This is a genomic window from Variovorax sp. GW821-FHT09D07, from assembly GCF_059416345.1.
The window spans coordinates 22,074-43,831 of record NZ_JBWKOY010000018.1; the positions used below are offsets into that span (position 1 = coordinate 22,074).

Here is a 21,758-nt window from a genome sequence, read left to right on the forward strand (position 1 = left end):
AGATGGGCGGGGACGTGGGCGTGGGCGTGCACGCCCGGCCCGCTGTGTGACCATTGTTTGCAATGAGCGGCGGGCATCCACGCAAGACTCTGCCCCTTCCAGAAAAGGCCAGGTCATGCGGCTCACCGAGCAATCCCCGTTCACAGGTTCCCACCCCGCGCACCCCGGCGCCCGCGCGCCCCGCGGGCCCGATGCACCCGCCGCGCCGCGCGTCAACGCGCAGCAGCTGCCCACGCTGTTCGACCGCCTGCGCGACGAGGCGCCCGGCCGCAGCGCCGAGCTGCCGTCCGAGTACACGGCCACGCCGGCCCGGATGCGCGAGATCATCCAGCGCGACCTGGCCCTGCTGTTCAACACCACCAACGCCGAAGACCTGATCGACCGCACGCGCCATGCCGACGCGGCGTCTTCCACCGTCAACTACGGCGTGCCGCCGCTGGCCGGCAGCTACCTGTCGGAGCGCAAATGGGCGGACATCGAACGCATCATCCGCCGCGCCATCCGCGACTACGAGCCGCGCCTCATTCCCGACAGCGTGCAGGTCGTGCCGCTCATGAAGGAAGACGGCGCGGCCGAGGCCTACAACGTGCTGCTGTTCGAGATCCGCGCGCTCATCCACCTGAAGCCGTACCCGCTGGCCTTCACGGTGCAAAGCGCGGTCGACCTCGAGACCAACCGCATGCGCATCGTCGGCGCGGCGGATTGAAGCCTGTCTGTCTTTCATTTCTCCTTTACTTCAACCACGCCAGGGAAGGCTCACCGTCATGGACCCGCAACTCCTCGAGTACTACAACCGGGAACTCGTCTACATGCGCGAGGCGGCGAGCGAGTTCGCCGCCTCGCATCCCAAGATCGCCCGCCGCCTGGGCATGCACGGCATCGAGGTGGCCGACCCGTACGTGGAGCGGCTCATCGAGTCGTTCAGCTTCATGTCGGCGCGCATGCAGATCAAGCTCGACGCCGAATTTCCGCGCTTCACGCAGCGCCTGCTCGAGGTGCTGTACCCCAACTACCTGAGCCCCACGCCGTCGATGGCCGTGGCGCAGCTGCATCCCAGCGTGAAGGAGGGCGACTTCACGCGCGGCTTCGTGGTGCCGCGCGGCACGGCCTTCCATGCACGCGTGCCCGCGGGCGAACAGACGCCGTGCGAGTTCCGCTCCAGCCAGGACGTGACGCTGTGGCCCTTCGAGATCGCCGAGGCGCGGCTCACCGGCGCACCGCCCGACATCCCGGCGCTGGAGCGCTACGTGCCGCCGCACGTGCAGGTGACAGGCGCGCTGCGCCTGCGGCTGCGCATCGTGGGCGAGATGGGCTTCTCGGCACTGTCGGGGCTCGACCGGCTGCCCATCTACCTGCGCGGCAACGAGCAGGTGGCGTCGCACCTGTTCGAGCTGCTGCACACCTCGGCGGTCGCGACCTTCGTCGGCGAGCCCGGCCAGCTGATGGACCGGCCGCACGTCGTGACCGAAGGCGCGCTGGTGCACGAAGGGCTGGGGCCGGGCGAAGGCCTGCTGCCGCTGGCGTGGAACACCTTCCACGGCCACAACCTGCTGCACGAGTACTTCGCGTGCCCCGAGCGCTTCTACTTCTTCACGCTCACGCAGCTTGCGCCGGGGCTGGCGCGCATTCCCGGCAAGGAGGTCGAGATCGTCGTGCTGCTGAGCAAGCCGCCCGGCGCGCTGGGGGCGCTGGTCGATGCGGCGCAGTTCGCGCTGTTCAGCACGCCGGTGGTCAACCTGTTCGAGCGGCGCACCGACCGCATCGAACTCGACAGCGCGCAGACCGAGTTCCACCTCGTGCCCGACCGCTCGCGGCCGATGGACTTCGAGGTGTATTCGGTGCAGCGCATCGCCGGCCAGCAGGCGCGCACCACGGCCGAGATCGACTTCCGCCCGCTCTACCAGACGCTCAACGAAGACGAAGGCAACCACGGCCGCTACTTCTCGGTGCGGCGCGAGCCGCGGCTGGTGTCCGAAACGGCGCGCAAGTACGGCACCCGCACGCCGTACATCGGCACCGAGGTGTTCCTGTCGCTGGTCGACCAGCAGGAGGCGCCGTACCCCGAGAGCCTGCGCTACCTGTCGGTGAAGGCGATGCTCACCAACCGCGACCTGCGTGCCTGGTGCCACGCAACGGGCAGGCCGACCTCGCGGTGGCCGATTCGATCCCGGTGTCAGCCGTGGGCCTCATCCGTGCGCCGAGCACGCCCAAGTCGCCGTTCGCGCAGCGTGAGATCGCGTGGCGGCTGATCCGCCAGCTGGGCTTCAACCACCTGCCGCTGGCCGACATGCCGCACCGCGAGGGCGCGCAGGCGCTGCGCGACATGCTGCGGCTGTTCGTCACCGCCGACAACGACGTGCTGCGCCGGCAGATCGATTGCCTCGTCGGCTCGCGCATCGAGCCCGTGACGCGGCGCCTGCCGGGCGCGGGGCCGTTGATCTACGGGCGCGGCGTGCAGTGCACGCTGAGCGTCGATGAAGAAGGCTTCTCGGGCACGAGCCCGTACCTGCTGGGGCTGGTGCTGGAGCACTACCTCGCGCGCCACGTGAGCATCAACGTGTTCACGCAGACCACGCTCGAATCGATGCAGCGCGGCACCGTCGCCAAGTGGCCCGTGCGCATGGGCGGTCGAGGCGCGGTCTAGTTCCTCTTGGGCGGGAGCGCCTGCTCCAGCAGCCACAGCATGGCCGCCCGCACCTTGGCGGCATCGGCGCCGGCATCGATCTCCAGGGCCGCGCGGTCGAAGGCGGCCGACAGCAGGCGGGCGAGGGCGTCGAGCGACACCTCGCCGCGGCCCATGCCGGCGCGCGCCAGCCCCTGGCGCAGCGAGTTCGCCGAGGTGGCGTCGTCCATCGACATCATTTCCGCCAGGCCCAGGACGGCCGGCCCGTCGATCAGCAGCAGCCGGGTGCGCCCCGGCACCGTCATCGCCTTCAGGTAGGCCTCGCTGCCCACGAGCAGGGCGTCGCGCGGGCCGAGCTCGTCGGGCGTGGCGGCGTCGATGTCGGCCGCGACCGCCTGCGCCTCGAGGAGCAGCACCTGGCGGAACAGGTCGCGCTTGTCGTTGAAGTGGTGGTACAGCGCCCCGCGCGTGATGCCGGCGGCCATGGCGATCTCGGGCGTGGAGGTGTCGCCGTAGCCCTTGTTGACGAAGAGCGTGCGGGCCGCCTCGGTCAGGGCGAGGCGGGTGGTTTCGGTGCGTTCGCGGTTGGTGCGTGCCGGGGTTTTGGCCATGACCCTAATTTACATGCAGTCTGTTTGTGGATTAATATTTAACTTACATGCAGTTTGTACGTTTTATCCACGAAGGAGCCACCCCATGAAAGTGACGAGCTATTACCCGGTGATCATGACCAACGACGTGGCCGGCACCGCGGCCTTCTACCAGGCGCATTTCGGGTTTGCGTCGCTGTTCACGACCAACTGGTACGTGCACCTGCAGCTGGCGGACGATGCCTCGGTGAACCTTGCCGTGCTCGACGGCAGCCATACGACCATTCCCGCCGAAGCGCGCGGGCAGGTGGCGGGCGGGTTGCTGCTGAACTTCGAGGTGGAAGACCCCGACGCGGTGCACGAGCGCCTGAAGGCGGCGGGCCTGCCGATCCTGCTGTCGCTGCGCGACGAGGCTTTCGGCCAGCGCCACTTCATCACGCGCGACCTGAACGGCGTGCTGATCGACATCATCAAGCCGATCCCGCCGTCGGGTGAGTACGTCGCGCTGTACGAGGCCGGCACGTCGCCAAGCTAGGCTCTCCCCCAGGCTTCGCGCACTTCGTGTCGCTGCGCCAACCCCCTTCCGGGGGCAACACCTGCGGCCCGGCAAAGCCGGTTCCGCGGTGTTTCACGAAGGAGCCTTGTCAGGCGCGCAGGGCTTCGTCTTCTTCCAGACCGTCGCCCAGGAAGCCGCCGCTCTGGTGCGCCCACAGCCGCGCGTACAGGCCGCCCTGGGCCATCAGCGTGCGATGGTCGCCTTCTTCGACCACACGGCCTTCGTCGAGCACGATGAGCCGGTCCATCGCGGCGATGGTCGACAGCCGGTGCGCGATGGCGATCACGGTCTTGCCTTCCATCAGCGTGTACAGGCTCTGCTGGATCGCGGCTTCGACCTCGGAGTCGAGTGCGCTCGTGGCTTCGTCGAGCAGCAGGATCGGCGCATCTTTCAGCATCACGCGCGCAATGGCCACGCGCTGGCGCTGGCCGCCCGACAGCTTCACGCCGCGCTCGCCCACGTGCGCCTCGTAGCCGCGCCGTCCGCCCGCGTCGCCCAGCGTCTGGATGAAGTCGTGCGCTTCGGCACGCTTCGCAGCCGCTTCGATCTGCGCCAGCGTGGCGTCGGGCCGGCCGTAGGCGATGTTGTCGGCCACCGAGCGGTGCATCAGAGACGTATCTTGCGTGACCATGCCGATGTGCATGCGCAGCGAATCCTGCGTGACCTTCGAGATGTCTTGCCCGTCGATGAGGATGCGGCCGCTTTCCAGGTCATGGAAGCGCAGCAGCAGGTTCACCAGCGTCGACTTGCCGGCGCCCGAACGGCCGACCAGACCGATCTTCTCGCCGGGCCTGACCACGAGGTTCAGGTCGTCGATCACGCGGCGGCCCGCGTCGCCGTAGCGGAAGGTCGCCTGCTCGAAGCGCACCTCGCCGCGCGGCACGTCGAGCACCGTGGCATCGGCCGCGTCGAGCACCGTGCGCGGGCGCGACAGCGTCTTCATGCCGTCCTGCACCGTGCCGATGTTTTCGAACAGGCTGGTCATCTCCCACATGATCCAGTGCGACATGCCCTGCAGCCGCAGCGCCATCGCCGTGGCGGCAGCCACCGCGCCCACGCCCACCGTGCCGTGCGACCACAGCCACAGCGCCATGCCCGCCATGCCGGCCGTGAGGCCCATGCTCAGCGTGTGGTTGACGATCTCGAAGGCGCTCACCAGCCGCATCTGGCCGTAGCCCGTCTTCATGAACTCGCGCATCGCGTCGCGCGCAAAGCCGGCTTCGCGCTGCGTGTGCGAGAACAGCTTGACGGTCGCGATGTTGGTGTAGGCGTCGGTCACGCGGCCGGTCATGAGCGCGCGCGCGTCGGCCTGCGCCTTGCCGACCTTGCCCAGGCGCGGCACGAAGTACACCAGCGAGGCGATGTACAGCGCCAGCCAGATGACGAAGGGCCACACCAGTTGCGCGTCGAGCACGCCCACCAGGATGATCATGGTGGCCACGTACACGCCCATGGCCACCAGCACGTCGGCCAGCACGAACACGGTCTCGCGCACGGCCAGCGCGGTCTGCATCACCTTGGCCGTGATGCGGCCCGCGAACTCGTCCTGGTAGAAGGCCATGCTCTGGCCCAGCATCAGGCGGTGGAAGTTCCAGCGCAGGCGCATCGGCAGGTTCACTGCCAGCGTCTGGTGCTTCACGATGGTCTGCAGCGCCACCACGCCGATGCTGATCACCAGGAACGCGGCCAGCCACAGCAGCGTGTCGCCGCGCTCGGCCCACAGCTTGGACGGCACCTGGCCGCCGAGCCAGTCGACGATGCGCCCGAGGATCGCGAACAGCGCGGCCTCGAAGGTCGACATCACCGCCGTGAGCACCGCCATCGCGGCGATCTTGCCGCGCACGCCATGCGTGCAGGCCCACAAAAAGGCAAAGAAGCCCTGGGGCGGCAGCGCGGGTTCGGCGGCGGGATAAGGGGTAAGGAGTTTTTCGAAAAAGCGGAACAAGGAATCGGTCTCCAGCAGAGCCTTCGAATGTAGCCCTGCATGCATGACCTTGCCCCGAAAAGGTGCGTTCGGTTTCGCTGTCTTCAGCTTCCCTTCAGCCTCGGCGCGCGGGGCTGTGCCTGGGGGGCGTCGGTGCGTGCTGCCTTTGTTTCCATGCCCCCGAGCCGCGCGCTCAGGAAGTCGATGAAAGTTCGCAGCTTGGGCGACATGTACTGCCGGCTCGTGTACACGGCGAACAGCGTGACCGGCGTGGCCTCGAACGCGGGCAGCAGCCGCACCAGCCGGCCCTGCGCCAGGTCGTCGTCGATGAGCCACACGGGCAGGTACGCAATGCCCATGTCGGCGCGCACCGCGTGCAGCGTGAGCGTGGTGTCGTCCGAGCGCATCGCGGGCGTGAGCCGCAGCGGGAACATGCGCCCGCCCGGCCCCTTGAGCGCGAGGTTGTCCAGGTTCACGTAGCTGGGCACGATCGCGCCCAGCTTCGCGAGGTCGGCCGGCACCGCGGGCAGGGCGCCGTGGCGCTTCAGGTAGGCCGGCGTGCCTGCCAGATGAAAGGGCACGCGGCACAGCGGCCGCGCGATGAGCGCGGGCGAGGGCTCCTGCGTGGCGCGCAAGGCCAGGTCGTAGCCGTCGGCCGCGAGATCGACCTTGCGGTTCTCCAGGTGCATGTCGACCAGCACCTCGGGGTACGCCGCGCGGTAGTCGGCCAGCACGCGCGCAAAGCGCGGCGTGGCGCACCACACGGGCGCGCTCACCTTGAGCTGGCCGCGCGGCGCGTCGCTGGTCTGGCCGATAGCGGCCTCGGCCGCGTCGAGCAGGTCGAGCGCGCGGCGGCTCTGCTCGTACCAGGCGGTGCCGGCCTCGGTCAGGCTCAGGTGGCGGCTGGAGCGGTGCAGCAGCCGCGCACCCAGCGATTTTTCGAGCTGCGCCACGTGTTTGCTGGCCATCGGCGCCGACAGGCCCAGGCGCTCGGCCGCCGCCACGAAACTGCCGGCCTCGACGACCTCGCGGAACACGCGCAGGCTGGTCATGCGGTCCATCGATGATTTCCTGTGAAGAAAGGATTCGATGCATCGTAGCCTGTCGATTTCCTGAAAGGAAATGTCTACAGTCGATCCAACGCCCTCAAGGAGCATCGACTTGACCCACGACAACACCACGCTTTCCCGCCTGCCCACGTACTTCATCTCGCACGGCGGCGGCCCCTGGCCCTGGATGAAGAAGGAGATGGGCGCCACCTACGACCAGCTCGCCGCCTCGCTGGCCGACATGCCGCGCCAGATCGGCCGCACGCCGAGCGCCATCCTCATGGTCTCGGCGCATTGGGAGTCGCCCGTGTTCACGGTGCAGGGCAACCCGCGCCCGCCCATGATCTACGACTACGGCGGCTTTCCGGCCCACACCTACGAGGTGCGCTACGCCTCGCCCGGTTCGCCCGAACTCGCGCAGCGCGTGCAATCGCTGATCGCCGCCGCCGGCCTGCCGGCGCAGATCGACCCCGAGCGCGGCTACGACCACGGCATGTTCTCGCCGATGGCCGCGATGTACCCGAACGCGGACGTGCCGGTGGTGCAGCTGTCGCTGCGGCGCGGGCTCGACCCGGCCGAACACCTGGCGCTGGGCCGCGCCATCGCGCCGCTGCGCGACGAGAACGTGCTCATCGTCGGCAGCGGCCTGAGCTATCACAACCTGCGCAACTTCGGCCCGCAGGCGCACGGCGTGTCCAAGGCCTTCGGCGACTGGCTCGACGAAACCGCTGTGCAGGCCACGCCGCAGGCGCGCGTGCAGCGCCTGCAGGACTGGGCCTCGGCCCCGTCGGCGCGCATGGCGCACCCGCGCGAGGAGCACCTGATTCCGCTGATGGTCGCGGTGGGCGCGGCCGAGGGCGACGTCGGCGAGCGCGTCTATCACGAGGACGCCTTCATGGGCGGGCTCGTGGTGTCGAGCTACCGCTTCGGCGCGGCCTGAAGGCGCGCGGGCCGCGCGGCAGAATGAAGCCATGCCCACGCCCGCTCTTCCCACCCCCGACGAATCCGCCGAAGCCCGGCGCCAGATCGCTCGCATCGAAGCCCTGTCCACCTCGCACGACCCGGTGCACGACGGCGTGCGCGTGCGCTGGCGCCGCTTCGGCACCGACACGACGAAGCCGCCCATCGTGCTGCTGCACGGCGGCCACGGCAGCTGGATGCACTGGCTGCGCAACGCCGAGGCGCTGTCGGCGCAGCGCACGCTGCTCCTGCCCGACATGCCCGGCTTTCACGATTCCGACGCGCTGCCGCGCGTGGCGCCCGGCGAAGACGCGCTGGTGCCGCTCCTGGCCGCGCTCGGCGGCACGCTCGATGCGCTCATCGGCGCCGGCACGCCCATCGACCTGGGCGGCTTCTCGTTCGGCGGGCTCACCGCCGCGCGCTTCGCGGTGCGGCGCGGCGCCATCCGCCGGCTGGCGCTGTTGGGCAGCGGCGGCCACGGCACCTTGCGTCGCATGACGGTCGAGATGATCAACTGGCGCGCCGCCCCCGACCGCGAGACCGAGCGCGCCGCGCTCATGCACAACCTGGGCGCGCTGATGCTGCACGCGCCCGCCGCCATCGACCCGCTGGCCTTCGAGATCCACGACCTCTCGTGCCACGGCACGCGCTTTCGCAGCAAGGAGGTGTCGCTCTCGGGCGGCCTGCAGGCCGCGATCGACGCGCTGGGCGTGCCGACGCTGCTGCTGTGGGGCGAGTTCGACGTCACCGCCGATTCGCGTCCGCTGGTGGCGCAACTGGCCAGCGAAGGCCCGGGCCGCGAAGGCGTGGTGATCGACGGCGCGGGGCACTGGGTGCAGTACGAGCGCGCCGACGAGACCAATGCGCGGCTGCTGAAGTTCTTCGGCTGAACGTCGCCGCGACCCGTTACTGCTTCGTGAGGCCGAGCTTGCGGATGGTCTCGGCCCACTGGTCGTAGGTCGTGCGTGTCAGGTCGGCCAGTTGCTGCGGGGTCGACGATTCGGCTTCGTACGCGCCCTGGCGGAAGAAGTCGCGCGTGGCCGGCATCGCCAGCACCTGCGCCAGCGCGGCATTGAGCTTGGCGACCACCGGCGCCGGCATGCGCGCCGGGCCGTAGAAGCCGAGCCAGCTCGCCATGTCGACGCCGCTCACGCCTTGCTCGCTCATCGTGGGCATGTCGGGCAGCATCGCGCTGCGTTTCGGCGCCGCCACCGCGAGCATGCGCACCTTGCCGGTGGCCGTGTTCTGGATGGCGTTGGGCGCCGCGTCGAAGTAGTACTGCACGCGGCCCGCGAGGAAGTCCTTCGCCGCATCGGCGCCGCCCTTGTAGGGCACGTGCACGACGTCGAGCCCGGCCTGTCGCGCGAAGGCCTCGCCGTAGATGTGCGACGAGGTGCCGAACGAGGCGTAGCTCATCTTCCCCGGGTTGGCCTTGATGTACGCCACCAGCTCCTGCACGTTGCGCGCCGGCACGCTCGCGTGCACCGTCAGCACCAGCGGGCCGCGGGCGCCGAGCGAGATGGGCGTCAAGTCCTTGAACGGGTCGTAGCGCACCTGCGCCAGCGTCTGCGGGTTCTGCGCGACCACGGAAGAGGGCGCGTACATGAAGGTGTAGCCGTCGGGCGCCGCGCGGATCACTTCCTCGGTCGCGAGGATGAAGCTCGCGCCCGGCCGGTTCTCCACGATGACCGGCGTCTGCAGCACCTCGCCGAGCTTGTTGGCGACGAAGCGCGCCTGCGCGTCGGAGGCACCGCCGGCCGCCAGGCCGAGCACGATGCGGATGCTGCGGCCCTTGACCGGAAAGTCCGCGGGTGAGGCGGCGAATGACGACAGCGGCAAGGCGATCGCGCCCAGCGCAAGCCATGCGGCCGCGCTGCGTCGGGTGATGAAGGAAGAAGGGCTCATTGCTTGGCCAAGCCTACCTGCTGCACCATCGCGCCCCAGCGCTCGTAGGTCGTGCGCGTGATGCCGGCGAATTCTTCCGGCGTGGTGGCACCGGCTTCGTAGCCGCCCGTGCGATAGAACTCGCGCACCTGCGGCATCGCCAGCACCTGCGTGAGCGCCGCGTTGAGCCTGGCGACCACCGGCGCCGGCATGCGCGCCGGCCCGTAGAAGCCGAGCCAGCTCGGCAGGTCGAGCCCTGCGTAGCCTTGTTCGGCGAAGGTCGGCACGTCGGGCAGCGCCGGGATGCGCGCATTCGCCGCGATGGCCAGCACCTTCACCTTGCCCGTGGCCGAGGTGATGATGGCCGACGAGGCCGAGTCGAACATGTACTGCACACGCCCGCCGATCAGGTCCTTGGCCGCGTCCGAGCCGCCCTTGTAGGGGATGTGCACCGCGTCGACGCCGGTCTTCTTCACGAAGGCCTCGCCGTAGATGTGCGACGAGGTGCCCGCGCCGAACGAGGCGTAGCTCACCTTGCCGGGGTTCGCCTTCACGTAGGCCACGAGTTCCTTCACGTTGTGGGCCGGCACCGAGGTGCTGACCGACAGCACCAGCGGCCCGCGCCCGCCCATCGAGATGGCGGTGAAGTCCTTGAACGGGTCGTAGGGCACCTGCGCGAAGGTGTGCGGGTTCTGCGCCATCGTGGACGAGGGCGCGTACAGCAGCGTGTAGCCGTCGGGCAAGGCGCGCGACACCTCGTTGGCCGCGAGCATGGTGCTCGCGCCGGGCTTGTTGTCGACGATCACGCTGGTGCCCAGCACCTCGCCGAGCTTCTGCGCCACGATCCGCGCCTGCGCGTCGGTGCCACCGCCGGCGGTGAAGCCCACGACGATGCGGATCGGCTTGTTGCGCGCCGGAAAGTCCTGCGCGAACGCGTGCGGCGCCAGGCCCAGCAAGGCCGCGGCGCCGAGCGCCGTGCCGAATGCACGGCGGGTGCCGTTGAGTTTCTTCATCGATGTCTCCGTTGGAATGTTTTCCTGATATTGATTTAGAAAATCATAAAAATCCAGATTGACTAGGGAATACCCCGAACAAACGCCTTTTCACGGCTTTTGTGTTTGACAAAATGAACATTGAAATCAAAATACGACGAAACAGCCCATCCAAGACACCCATCCCATGAAAACTGTCGTCCGCACCGACGAGCGCATCCTGTCCTCCGACATCTTCGACCGCGACAGCCGCGTCAAGCGCCCTGACCACGGCAGCTGGGCCGAGCCCGGCAAGAACATTCCGGTCTATCACCGCTGCGGCGTGCTGGTGGTCGGCGGCGGCCCGTCGGGCACCGCCGCAGCCGCTGCCGCGGCCCGCGCAGGCGCCGACGTGGCGCTGCTCGAGCGCTACAACCACCTGGGTGGCCTGTCGACCGGCGGCCTCGTGATCTGGATCGACCGCATGACCGACTGGGAAGGCAAGCTGGTGATCCGCGGCTTCGCCGAAGAGCTCTTCGACCGCCTGCCCGCCGACGCCATCGCCGGCCCGCAGCGCGCGGACTGGGGCTCGCAGGATGTGGCCAAGGCCGCGCACTGGTCGCAGCGCACGGCCGCCTACCACGGCATCGTCACCTGGTCGCCCACCATCGACCCCGAGCGCCTGAAGCTGCTCTCGCAGGAGATCGTGCTGGAGCGCAAGGTCAAGCTCATCTACCACTCGTGGGCCGCCATCCCGATCGTGCAGGACGGTGCCGTCAAGGGCGTGGTCTTCGAGAGCAAGGAAGGCCGCATGGCCATCATGGCTGACGTGGTGGTCGATGCCACCGGCGACGGCGACCTGTTCGCCCGCGCCGGTGCCGCCTACGTGAACGACATCGAAGAGGCCGACGTGCACCACTGCATGAACACCTCGTGGCTCTTCGGCGGCGTGGACATGAACCGCTGGATCGACTTCAAGGCCGGCCAGCCCGAGGCCTTCGCCGGCTTCATGGCGCGCGGACGCGAGCAGCTCGGCCTCTTCGAGCGGCCCTTCGTCTCGTGGCGCAACGACGTGGCGCTCTTCATGGGGCCGCGCCAGTCGGGCTACTCGGCACTCGACGTGGACGACCTCACGGCCGTCGAAGTGCGCTCGCACCGCGCCATGGCCGCGCACCTCGACTACTTCAAGGCGCACGCGCCCGGCTTCGAGGACGCCTACCTGATGCTGAGCGCGCCGCAGATCGGCGTGCGCCATGCGCGGCGCCTCACCGGCGTGGGCGCGGTGCTGCGCAGCCAGTGGCCCGACGGCGTGGCGCTGGCGGACGAGATCGGCGTGACGCCCGCGGTGTCGCCGAAATTCCCGAACATCTCCATCCCCTATGGCGCGCTGGTGCCGCAGCAGCTCGACGGCCTCGTGGCGTGCGGGCGCCACATCTCGTGCGACCGCAACTCGCACGGCTTCATGCGCGAGATTCCGCAGTGCTGGATCACGGGCCAGGCCGCGGGCGTGGCGGCGGCGCTGGCGTCGCAGGGCGGCATCGCGCCGCGCTTCGTCGACACCGGCGCGCTGCAGTCCGCGCTGCTGGCGCAGGGCGTGTACCTGCGGGCCGGGGGCGAAGCCGGGCAGGGCGCGGCCTCCGTCGCGGCCGAAGCCAGCGCCTGAGCCGGCCCCTTTTTGCCATGAACCCGGCCGACCTCCTTTCGCGAGCCTCTACATTGCAGAGTCTTGCAAAGCGTTCAAAGGGTCCTTCCATGTCCACCGATAAAAACGACAGCTCTCTTTCCGCGGCCGATGCGTCCGAGTCGCGCGGCGAACGTTCCGACACCGTGAGCGCGCTGGAGCGCGGCATCTCGGTGCTGCGCTGCTTCAGCGAAGAGCGCCCGGTGCTCGGCCACGCCGACGTCGCGCGCATCACCGGCATTCCGCGCCCCACGGTCAACCGGCTGGTCGCGACGCTGCTCTCCCTGGGCATGCTCAAGCCCGCGCAGGCGCCCGACCGCTTCATGCTCGGGCCGGGCGTGGTGTCGCTCTCGCGCGTGTTCCTCGGCAGCCTCGATGTGCGCGCCGCCGCGCGGCCCAGCATGCAGGCGATGGCGGAGGAGGTGGGCGCATCCGTCTACCTCGCGGTGCGCGACGGCATGGAGATGGTGCTGATCGAGGCCTGCCGCCCGCGCTCCTCGATGCTCTCGGCGCGGCTGGACGTGGGCTCTCGCGCGCCGCTGCCGAACTCGGCACTCGGCCGCGCGTACCTCTCGGCGCTGCCCGATGCGCAGCGCAACCAGCTGGTCGATTCGATGCGCCTCCTGCGCGGCCCCGAGTGGGACGGCATCGCCGCGCCCATGACGCGCGCCATCGGCGAAGCTAGGCGGCTGGGCTACTGCCTCTCGCTCGGCGAATTCCACCGCGAGATCAACTCGGTGTCGGTGCCGCTCATCGGTCCCGACGGCGAGGTGATGGCGCTCAACGGCGGCGGCGCCGCCTTCGTGTTCACCGAAGACAGATTGCGCAACGAACTCGCACCGCGCCTGCACGACATCGCGCTCACCATCGCGCGCGACATCGGCGGGCACGTGCCTTCACCCTCGCCGGGTTAGCAACCCGGCCGGGGACCCTTCCCCATGACGACAGAAGAACGGAGACACAGGTCATGCACCTGAGCGATGAAGAAAAAGCCATGTACGACGGCCGCGACGGACCGGCCGTGCAGAAGGCGATGGACCTGCTGATGCGCTACGGCGAAGCCCTCGGCGCCGAGCGACTGGTCGAGACGCGCAACGTCTGCGCCACCATCACCTCGACCACGCCTTTCCAGCGCGACTTCGCGCTCGCCAAGGGTGGCGGCATGGACGCGGTGTTCTCCGAATTCAGCCTCGACAGCCAGGAGACGGTCGAGATCCCGAAGTTCAAGGTCTTCACGAGCCACCTGCAACTGGGCTTCGACCCGGGCCAGCCCGAGCGCATGGGCGTGAGCGAGGAGATCGTCCAGTTCTACAACAAGAGCGAGCGCCATGCGGCCGGCCTCGGCGCGCAGATCATGAACACCTGCACGCCCTACCAGGTGGGCAACATCCCGACGCTCGGCGAGCACTGCGCGTGGATGGAATCGTCGGCGGTGGTGTATTGCAACTCGGTGCTCGGCGCGCGCACCAACACCGAAGGCCGCGAGAGCACGGGCGCGGCGATGCTCACCGGCCGCATTCCCTACTGGGGCTACCACCTCGAAGAGAACCGCCGCGCGACGCATGTGATCGAGCTCGACATCGAGGTCGAGTCGGTGCAGGACTGGGGCCTGCTCGGCTACTACATCGGCGAGCACGTGCAGGAGCGCGTGCCGGTGGTGCACAGCAAGCGCGGCATCGGCCGCGTGCCGAACTTGCCGCGGCTCAAGCACTTCGGGGCTGCTGCGTCGTCGTCGGGCGGCGTGGAGATGTACCACATCGCCAGCGTCACGCCCGAGGCGCTGACGTTGGAGCAGGCGCTCGGCGGCAAGGCGCCCATCGAGGTGCTGCGCTACGGCGAGGCCGAGCGCCGCGCCACCTACGAAAAGATCAACGTCACCGGCAAGGACAGCGAAGTCCAGTACGTGATGCTCGGCTGCCCGCACTACACCATCGAGCAGATCTGGGAGGCCGCGCAGCTCATCGAAGGGCGCAAGGTCCACCCCGATTGCGAGCTGTGGATCTTCACGCCGCGCGCCATCAAGTCGCTGGCCGACCGCAACGGCTACACGAAGATCATCGAAGACGCGGGCGGCATCCTCATGACCGACAGTTGCTCGGCCATGAGCCGCGCCGTGCCCAAGGGCACGAAGACCGTGGCGCTCGATTCCGCCAAGCAGGCGCACTACCTGCCCGCCATCCTCGGTGTGCAGGCGTGGTTCGGCAGCACGGTCGAATGCATCGATGCGGCTTGCACGGGTCGCTGGAACGGGAGCTACGCATGAGCGATGCAGTCATCACAGAACAAACCATCGTCATTCGCGGCCGCAAGGTCGTGGGCGGCGTTGTGGAAGGCGAGGCGCTGGTCACGCGCGACCGCATCTCGGGCTGGGGCGGCATCGACCCGCGCACCGGCACCGTCATCGAGACGCGGCACGAACTGCGCGGCCAGAGCTTCGCGGGCAAGGTGCTGGTGTTCCCGGGCGCCAAGGGCTCGTCGGGCTGGTCGGCCATGTTCCACATGACGCGGCTCATGAACTCCGCGCCTGCGGCGTTCCTGTTCAACGAGATGACGACCAAGATGGCGCTCGGCGCCGTGGTGACCCACTCGCCCTCGATGACCGACTTCGAGCGCGACCCGCTCGCATGCATCGAGACCGGCGACTGGGTGCGCGTGGACGCCGACCGCGGCGTGATCGAGATCACCAGGAAGAACAACGACAAGACCGGAGACCGTTCATGACCCGTCCCCTGCGCAGCAACTTCCCGCGCGGCTCCTACCTCTGGTCGGTGCGCAATGCGCACTGGCGCGCGCTCGGCATCCCCGAGGAGGATTGCGAGAAGCCCAAGATCGCCATCGTCAACAGCTCCTCGGAGCTGGCCGCGTGCTTCAGCCACCTCGACAAGGTGGCGGTGGAAATCAAGGCGGCGATCCGTGCGGCGGGCGGCGTGCCGTTCGAGATCCGCACCGCCGCGCCCAGCGACTTCATCACCGGCGCGGGCGCGCGCGGCGCCTACATGCTCGGCGCGCGCGACCTCGTGACCAACGACATCGAGGTCGCGGTCGAAGGCGCGCAGCTCGACGGCATGGTCTGCCTCACCTCGTGCGACAAGACCGTGCCGGGGCAGCTCATGGCGGCCGCGCGGCTCAACATCCCGACCTTGCTCGTGCCCTGCGGCTACCAGCCGAGCGGCGAGTACCGCGGCAAGCACATGGACATCGAGGAGGTGTTCATCGGCGCGATGCACGCGGTCACCGGCCACCTGCCCGTGGAAGAACTCGTGGGCATGAGCCGCGAGGCGATCCGCGGGCCGGGCGTGTGCTCGGGCCTGGGCACGGCGAACTCGATGCACATCGTCTGCGAAGCGCTCGGCATGGCCTTGCCGGGCAGCGCGCCGGTCGCCGCGCTGAGCCCGAAGATGATGGACGACGTGCGCGCGGCCGGCACGCGCATCGTGCAGATGGTGCTGGACGACCTGAAGCCGCGCGACATCCTCTCGGCCGGCGCCTTCGCCAACGCGGTGCGCGCGGTGCTCTCCGTCGGCGGCTCGCTCAACACGGCCAAGCACCTGCAGGCGATATCGACCGAAGGCGAGTGCGGCGTCGACGTGTACGGCCTCTTCGAAAGCCTCGGTCCGACGACACCGGTGCTGGCCGGCGTGCGGCCCATCGGCGCGCATTCGATTGAGGCCTTCGAGGCGGCGGGCGGTTGCCGCGCGCTGATGAAGCAGCTCGCGCCCTTGCTCGACACGGGCGCGCGCACGGTGACCGGCGGCACGGTCGCCGACAACCTGCGCCGCGCCGAAGTAATGGACGCCGAGGTGATCCGCCCCATCGACCGTCCGGTCGCGCCGCTGCCGGCCATCGTGCTCTTGCGCGGCAACCTCGCGCCCGAGTCGGGCCTCATCAAGACCGGCATCGCCGAGCGCAAGGTGCGGCGCTTCACCGGACCGGCCGTGTGCTTCTGGACCTCGGACGCCGCCATCGCCGCAATCAAGAACCACGAGATCGTCCCCGGCCAGGTGGTCGTGATGCGCGGTGCCGGTGCGTGCGGCGGGCCGGCCATGGGCGGCGGCGCATCGCGCGTGGTCTTCGCGGTCGATGGCGCGGGGCTCGGCGACCAGGTCGCGCTGCTGACCGACGGACATCTCTCGGGCCTCGTCTGCAAGGGGCTCGTGGTGGCCGAGGTGTCGCCCGAAGCCGCGCTCGGCGGGCCGCTTGGCCTCGTGCGTGACGGCGATGTGATCACCATCGACCTCGACGAACGCCGCCTCGACATCGCATTGACCGACGCCGAACTCGCCGCGCGCCGCTCCGACTGGCAGGCGCCGCCGCCGGCCTTCGACACCGGCTGGCTGCAGCAGTACCGACGCAACGTGAGTCCGCTGTCCAAGGGGGCCGTGCTCGTGCGCACCGAGCGCCCGCAGCCCGCCAGCTAGACCTTTTTCACCCCGGCCTTCGCCAACCGGTGCGCACCCCCGTGCGCACCCGGTGGCGCAGCCCTGCGCGCGATCCAAGTTTTCAACCAAGAAAAGAGCAGGAGACAAGAAACCATGAAGAGACTTTTGATGTGCTCGGCCATTGGCCTGGCCAGCAGCGGTGCGGCGCACGCGCAATCCAGCGTCACCGTGTTCGGCGTGATGGACCTCGGCGTCCAGTACACGAAAGGCGAGGGCGGCGGCTCGATCAAGGCGCTGTCGAACGGCGGTCTCTCGACCAGCCGCATCGGCTTTCGCGGCACCGAAGACCTGGGCGGCGGCCTGCGCGCAGGCTTCTGGCTCGAAGGCAGCCTGAACCCCGACCTGGGCACCGGCCGGCCGAGCAACACCAACAACCAGACGAGCGGCGCGGGCCCGGCGGGGCCGATCACCTTCGACCGCATGTCCTTCGTGAGCCTGTCACACGATTCGCTGGGCGAGGTGCGGCTGGGCCACGACTTCATTCCCACGCACTACAACAGCATCTACTTCGACCCCTTCAACGCCAACGGCGTGGCGCGCGCGGGCAACCTCACCTTCGCGGGCGCGGGCACCGGGCCGCTGCCCACGGCCATCACCGGCAGCAACACGGTGAGCTACTGGCTGCCGGCCAAGCTGGGCGGCTTCTACGGCATGGCGATGGTCGGCACCGGCGAGAACAACTCCACGGCGCCGAACCGCGACGACGGCAACTTCGGCGGCGCGCGCTTCGGTTTCGCCTCGGGCGCGTTCGACATCGCGGCGGCCGTGACGCGCTCGCACTTCAACGCCACCTCCACCATCGGCAACTACACGCACGCCAACATCGGCGGCTCGTGGGACGCGGGCTTCGCGAAGTTCTTCGCGCTCTACAACAAGGTGACGGTGAAGCTCGCGGCCGGCACGGTGCGCAAGAACACGGTCGAGATCGGCGCGCACATCCCGGCCTTCGAGGTCGGGCGCATCCGCGTGAGCTACGCCTACCTGGACGACCGCAGCGACGAAAGCCTGCGCAACGCCAACGGCATGCCGCGCAACCGCGACGACGCGCGCCAGTTCGGCATCGGCTACGTGCACAACCTCTCCCGCCGCACCGCGCTGTATGGCACCTACGCGCGGCTGATGAACAGCGGGCAGGCGCGCTACGTGGTGAGCGGCGGCAGCGCGCCGGCGGGCGGTATGCGCTCGTCGGGCTGGGAGTTCGGTGTGCGGCACCTCTTCTGATCACTCTTGAACAAGGAGGCTTTCATGCGACGCAGAACCTTGACTCTCGCGGCCCTCGCCGCCACGGCGCTGCCCGGCGCGGCGGCTTGGAGCGCCGACGCGTACCCGAACAAGCCGCTGAAGCTGATCGTCGGCTTCGCCGCGGGCGGCGGTGCCGATTCGCTCACGCGGATCATCGCGGAGGGGCTGTCGAAGCAGCTCGGCCAGCAGGTGATCGTGGAGAACCGACCCGGCGCCGACGGCGTGCTCGCGGCGCAGGCCACCTCGTCGGCCAGGCCCGACGGCTACACGCTGCTGATGGGCACCAACACCGCGATGGTCGCCGCGCCCACGCTGCGGCCGACCTCGCCCTACGACCCGTTCAAGGCCTTCACGCCGATCAGCTCGGCGGGGCAGTTCTCGATGTTCCTCGTGGTGCCGGCCAGCCTGCCGGTGAAGAGCGTGAACGAGCTGCTGGCGCTCGTGGCGTCGAAGCCCGGGGCGCTCAACTCGGCATCGAGCAACAGCGCCTCGGAGCTCGCGATGCTGCAGTTGCTCGGCGAGCGCAAGGTGGTCAACGCGCGCTACAAGGGCGACATGCAGGCCATGACCGACCTGCTGGGCGGGCAGATCCAGATGATGTTCACCACCGGCACGCTGGCGCCGGGCTTCGTGAAGGAAGGGCGCATCCGCGCGCTGGTCACGCTGCTGCCGCAGCGCAGCGGCTTGCTGCCCGATGTGCCGACGGGTGGCGAGCTGGGGCTGGGCAAGCTCACGATCACGCCCTGGGCCGGCTTCTTCGGGCCGCCGGGGCTGCCGAAGGAGATCACCGACAGGCTCTCGCAGGAACTGCAGAACACGCTCAAGCGGCCCGACGTGCATGCGCAACTGGTGCAGCAGGGCTTCGAGGGCTACGGCATGAGCCCCGCGAAGTTCGCCGAGTTCTTCCGCACGCAGTACGACGCCTTCGGCGCGACGGTGCGGGAGCACAACGTCAAGTTCGAATAGAAGAGGCCTCGCGGCGCCAGAAGGCGGCATCGGGGAAGGTGCCGGCGCCGGCCGCGGCGTTGTCCGTCATGTGCTCCGCACGGCCCGTGCCCGGGATCGTGCAGGTCACGGCCGGGTGGCTCAGCACGAACTTCAGCAGCACCTGCGCCCAGCTCGTGCAGCCGATCTCGCCGGCCCAGGCGGGCAGCGGCTTGTCGCGCAGGCGCCGCAAGAGGCCACCGCCGCCGAAGGGCATGTTGACGATCACCGCCACGCCGCGCTCGGCCGCGAGCGGCAGCAGGCGCTGTTCGGCATCGCGCGCATCGAGCGAGTAGTTGATCTGCACAAAGTCGAGCGTCTCTGCGCGCAGCACCGCCTCGACCTCGTCGTAGGCCGAGGCGGTGTAGTGGGTGATGCCGATGTGGCGCACGCGGCCTTTCTCTTTCCAGCCGCGCAGCGTGGCGAGGTGGGTGCGCCAGTCGACGAGGTTGTGCACCTGCATCAGGTCGATCTGCTGCGTGCGAAGCCGAGTGAACGACTGTTCCATCTGCGCGATGCCGGCTTCGCGGCCCGAGGTCCAGACCTTGGTCGCGAGGAAGGGCCTGGCGCCTGGCTTCGCGGCGGCCAGCAGTTCGCCGGTGGTTTCCTCGGAGCGGCCGTACATCGGCGAGCTGTCGATCACCGTGCCGCCGGCCGCGAAGAGCGCATCGAGCACGCCGGGCAGGCGCCTGTATTCGTCGGTGCCGGGGCGCTGGTCGAAGCCGATCCAGGTGCCGCAGCCGACGACCGGCAGGGCTTCCTTCGTGGAGGGAATGGGGCGGGTGGTCATCTGCATCGCGGGCCTGCGGGGTGGCTGCTGGGCGAAGGAGGGGAGCGCGGCACCTGCGCACAGGGCTGCGCCCAGTCGGAGCAACCGGGCGCGCGTGAGGGCGTAAGGGTGTGCGTTCGTGAGGGGCGTCGTCACGAACGAAATTCTGCGCCCGCGAGGCCGGCGGGCGGAAGGGCTCAGCGCAGGTAGCGCCCGTCGGCCTTGAGCATCGACAGCTCGGAGAAGGTCAGCCCGCGGTGCTCGCCGGGCCGGTACGACACGGCGATGCCGCCGAGGTCCAGCGTCTTGAACGACTCCAGGCCCTTCTGCAGCGACTCGGGCGTGGGGTTGGCGCCCGCGCGCTTCAGGCCTTCGACCATGACCTTGGCCGTGACGTAGCCCTCCAGGCTGGCGTAGCTGAACTCGGTCATGCCGATCTTCTTCATCGCCGCCTGGTACTCGGCAATCACCGGCATCGCGCTGTTCCACGGGTAGGGCACGACCTGCGAGATGACCACGCCGGCCGCGTCCTTCCGGATGTCCTGGAAGAGCTTCTGGCCGTTCAGGAAGGAGAACGAATAGAAGGCCGTCTCGCCGCCGGTCGCGCGGTAGGCCGCGATGAACTTCGCCGCCACGTCGTTGGTGGCCGACAGCACCACGGCCTTGGGCTTGAGCTTGGCCAGCTCGGCGGCGCGCTCGGCCGCGTCGGAGCCGTCGTTCTTGATGGCCACGCTGCCGACCATCTTGTCGCCGCGTTCGGCAATGAACTTCTGCGTGCTCTCCATCGCCGAGCGCGCGCCGGGGTTGTCGTTGTGCGCGAAGGCGATGCGCGACAGGCCGATGGTGAACAGGTGGTTCACGATGCGGCTGTATTCCTCGTCGAAGCTGATGCGCACCGGAAAACCGAACTCGCTGAACTTCACCACCGGGCCCGCGCCCGTGTACGGGCCGACGACGGGAATCTTCAGCTCGTTGGCCGCCTTCAGCGCGCCGACCGCCGACGAGGTGCCGATGGGCATCAGCACGCCCACGGCGCCGTCGCGCGCGAAGGTCTTGACGTTCTCGGCGCCCTTGGCGGGGTCGTAGGCGTCGTCGAGCTGGCGCAGCTCGACCGGTCGGCCGTTGACGCCGCCGCTCGCGTTCAGCGCGGTGAACATGGCACGGATGCCCACCAGCGGTTCGGTCGACAGCGACGCGAGCGGGCCGGTCTGCACGTAGGTCTGGCCGATCAGGAGCGGCTTGGCGGGCTGGGCCGAGGCGGGCACCCCTGCGAAGACGAGCGCGGCGAAGGCCAGAAGCCGCAGGTGAATCTTTTTGTGTCTCATAGTCACTAATTGTTAATAAACCGATCTTAAGGCGCGGGCCTTCGCAGGTAAATCGATCGCTGGTTGCGACCCGGGGAATACTGTATAAAAATACAGTTAACAACTGCAATCATGGGCCTCCCTTTCCTCGACTCCTTTTCCACCGCCGCGGGCCGCGGCGTCTGGCACGCCGACGAACTCGGCTTGGCCGACGCGCAGGTCGTGGCCACCGGGCATGCCGCGCTCGACGCCGAGCTGCCCGGCGGCGGCTGGCCCGTGGGCGCGATGACGGAGCTGCTGCAGGCCACGCCCGAGGCCCATGTCTGGCGCCTGCTGCTGCCTGCGCTGGCGCAGGCCGTGGAAGCGCGCGGCGGGCCGGTGGTGCTGGTCGGCGCGCCTTACGAACCCTGCGGCACCGCGCTGGCGGCGCAGGGGCTGCCGGTGGAGGCGCTGATGTGCGTGCGCAGCGACGCCCCGGCCGCGCGGCTGTGGGCCTGCGAGCAGGCGCTGCGCTGCGCCGAGATCGCCGCCGTCGTCGCCTGGCTGCCGCAGGCCCGCGTGGGCGAACTGCGGCGGCTGCAGCTGGCGGCCGCGCAGCACGAGGTGCTGCTGTTCGTGTGCCGGCCCGAGTCGGTGGCGCTGTCGGCCTCGCCCGCGCGCCTGCGCCTGCGCGCCGAGCGCTGCCCGGACGACCCGGCGCAGATCGCGCTGCACCTGCTCAAGCGCCGGGGGCCGCCGCTGGCCGCGCCGGTGCGGGTGCCGGCGCGCAACGCCCGCATGAG

19 protein-coding genes and 1 pseudogene are annotated in these 21,758 nt (G+C 69.3%); 13 read left to right on the forward strand and 7 right to left on the reverse strand.

Annotated elements, in window-relative coordinates; all coding sequences use genetic code 11:
- Positions 1-115 precede the first annotated feature (115 nt).
- Both tssE and tssF read left to right on the forward strand, forming a co-directional pair.
- On the forward strand, positions 116-706 hold the full coding sequence (tssE, locus tag AC07OX_RS31425; RefSeq protein ID WP_495261797.1) for a type VI secretion system baseplate subunit TssE: 591 nt from the start codon (positions 116-118) through the stop codon (positions 704-706).
- A 58-nt stretch (positions 707-764) separates the two neighbouring features.
- Positions 765-2,644: pseudogene (tssF, locus tag AC07OX_RS31430) on the forward strand (type VI secretion system baseplate subunit TssF).
- Here tssF and AC07OX_RS31435 read toward each other — a convergent pair.
- Entirely contained in the window at positions 2,641-3,234 is a 594-nt protein-coding gene (locus AC07OX_RS31435; protein ID WP_495261796.1) for a TetR/AcrR family transcriptional regulator, read from the reverse strand. The pseudogene tssF and the gene AC07OX_RS31435 overlap by 4 nt on opposite strands.
- Positions 3,235-3,319: 85 nt before the next feature.
- Between AC07OX_RS31435 and AC07OX_RS31440 the strand changes: the two genes are divergently transcribed.
- Positions 3,320-3,748: a VOC family protein gene (locus tag AC07OX_RS31440; protein WP_495261795.1), complete on the forward strand. Its 429-nt coding sequence runs from the start codon at positions 3,320-3,322 to the stop codon at positions 3,746-3,748.
- 109 nt (positions 3,749-3,857) lie between these two features.
- On the opposite strand, the gene AC07OX_RS31445 is transcribed toward AC07OX_RS31440, so the two are convergent.
- Complete coding sequence (locus tag AC07OX_RS31445; RefSeq protein ID WP_495261794.1) at positions 3,858-5,759, reverse strand: ABC transporter ATP-binding protein; 1,902 nt, start codon at positions 5,757-5,759, stop codon at positions 3,858-3,860.
- Between the two features lie 38 nt (positions 5,760-5,797).
- Positions 5,798-6,754: a LysR family transcriptional regulator gene (locus AC07OX_RS31450; RefSeq protein WP_495261793.1), complete on the reverse strand. Its 957-nt coding sequence runs from the start codon at positions 6,752-6,754 to the stop codon at positions 5,798-5,800.
- A 100-nt stretch (positions 6,755-6,854) separates the two neighbouring features.
- Here AC07OX_RS31450 and AC07OX_RS31455 point away from each other — a divergent pair, with 100 nt between their 5' ends.
- Together AC07OX_RS31455 and AC07OX_RS31460 are read left to right on the forward strand one after the other, a co-directional pair.
- Positions 6,855-7,682, forward strand: a complete 828-nt coding sequence (locus tag AC07OX_RS31455) for a DODA-type extradiol aromatic ring-opening family dioxygenase (protein WP_495261792.1) — start codon at positions 6,855-6,857, stop codon at positions 7,680-7,682.
- A gap of 31 nt (positions 7,683-7,713) precedes the next feature.
- Positions 7,714-8,592, forward strand: coding sequence for an alpha/beta fold hydrolase (locus tag AC07OX_RS31460; RefSeq protein ID WP_495261791.1), 879 nt, complete (start codon positions 7,714-7,716; stop codon positions 8,590-8,592).
- Positions 8,593-8,608: 16 nt separating this feature from the next.
- On the opposite strand, the gene AC07OX_RS31465 is transcribed toward AC07OX_RS31460, so the two are convergent.
- Together AC07OX_RS31465 and AC07OX_RS31470 are read right to left on the reverse strand one after the other, a co-directional pair.
- Entirely contained in the window at positions 8,609-9,607 is a 999-nt protein-coding gene (locus AC07OX_RS31465; RefSeq protein WP_495261790.1) for a Bug family tripartite tricarboxylate transporter substrate binding protein, read from the reverse strand.
- Positions 9,604-10,599: a Bug family tripartite tricarboxylate transporter substrate binding protein gene (locus AC07OX_RS31470; protein ID WP_493192584.1), complete on the reverse strand. Its 996-nt coding sequence runs from the start codon at positions 10,597-10,599 to the stop codon at positions 9,604-9,606. Before AC07OX_RS31470 ends, AC07OX_RS31465 begins: the two co-directional genes overlap by 4 nt.
- 166 nt (positions 10,600-10,765) lie before the next feature.
- Here AC07OX_RS31470 and AC07OX_RS31475 point away from each other — a divergent pair, with 166 nt between their 5' ends.
- The 7 genes from AC07OX_RS31475 to AC07OX_RS31505 all read left to right on the forward strand — a co-directional run bounded on the left by AC07OX_RS31475 (position 10,766) and on the right by AC07OX_RS31505 (position 18,885).
- Positions 10,766-12,220 carry an FAD-dependent oxidoreductase gene (locus tag AC07OX_RS31475; protein ID WP_495261789.1) on the forward strand — a complete coding sequence of 485 codons (1,455 nt, stop codon included), beginning with the start codon at positions 10,766-10,768 and terminating at the stop codon, positions 12,218-12,220.
- Positions 12,221-12,309: 89 nt separating this feature from the next.
- Positions 12,310-13,152 (forward strand): IclR family transcriptional regulator, encoded by an 843-nt coding sequence (locus AC07OX_RS31480; RefSeq protein ID WP_495261788.1) that lies wholly within the window; start codon positions 12,310-12,312, stop codon positions 13,150-13,152.
- A 53-nt stretch (positions 13,153-13,205) separates the two neighbouring features.
- Entirely contained in the window at positions 13,206-14,501 is a 1,296-nt protein-coding gene (locus tag AC07OX_RS31485; protein WP_495261787.1) for an aconitase X, read from the forward strand.
- The gene (locus AC07OX_RS31490; protein ID WP_495261786.1) at positions 14,498-14,959 is read left to right on the forward strand and encodes an aconitase X swivel domain-containing protein; all 462 of its coding nucleotides are present in this window, start codon (positions 14,498-14,500) and stop codon (positions 14,957-14,959) included. The genes AC07OX_RS31485 and AC07OX_RS31490 overlap by 4 nt, the downstream gene beginning before the upstream one ends.
- Positions 14,956-16,656, forward strand: coding sequence for a dihydroxy-acid dehydratase (gene ilvD / locus AC07OX_RS31495; protein ID WP_495261785.1), 1,701 nt, complete (start codon positions 14,956-14,958; stop codon positions 16,654-16,656). The genes AC07OX_RS31490 and ilvD overlap by 4 nt, the downstream gene beginning before the upstream one ends.
- Before the next feature lie 114 nt (positions 16,657-16,770).
- The gene (locus AC07OX_RS31500; protein WP_495261784.1) at positions 16,771-17,898 is read left to right on the forward strand and encodes a porin; all 1,128 of its coding nucleotides are present in this window, start codon (positions 16,771-16,773) and stop codon (positions 17,896-17,898) included.
- Positions 17,899-17,922: 24 nt separating this feature from the next.
- Positions 17,923-18,885 (forward strand): Bug family tripartite tricarboxylate transporter substrate binding protein, encoded by a 963-nt coding sequence (locus AC07OX_RS31505; RefSeq protein WP_495261783.1) that lies wholly within the window; start codon positions 17,923-17,925, stop codon positions 18,883-18,885.
- On the opposite strand, the gene AC07OX_RS31510 is transcribed toward AC07OX_RS31505, so the two are convergent.
- Both AC07OX_RS31510 and AC07OX_RS31515 read right to left on the reverse strand, forming a co-directional pair.
- The gene (locus AC07OX_RS31510; protein WP_495261782.1) at positions 18,872-19,699 is read right to left on the reverse strand and encodes an aldo/keto reductase; all 828 of its coding nucleotides are present in this window, start codon (positions 19,697-19,699) and stop codon (positions 18,872-18,874) included. The genes AC07OX_RS31505 and AC07OX_RS31510 overlap by 14 nt on opposite strands.
- Positions 19,700-19,869: 170 nt before the next feature.
- Positions 19,870-20,997: an ABC transporter substrate-binding protein gene (locus tag AC07OX_RS31515; protein ID WP_354347668.1), complete on the reverse strand. Its 1,128-nt coding sequence runs from the start codon at positions 20,995-20,997 to the stop codon at positions 19,870-19,872.
- Positions 20,998-21,108: 111 nt separating this feature from the next.
- Here AC07OX_RS31515 and imuA point away from each other — a divergent pair.
- Positions 21,109-21,758: translesion DNA synthesis-associated protein ImuA (gene imuA, locus AC07OX_RS31520; protein WP_492753580.1), on the forward strand; the 650-nt coding region annotated here is incomplete at its 3' end.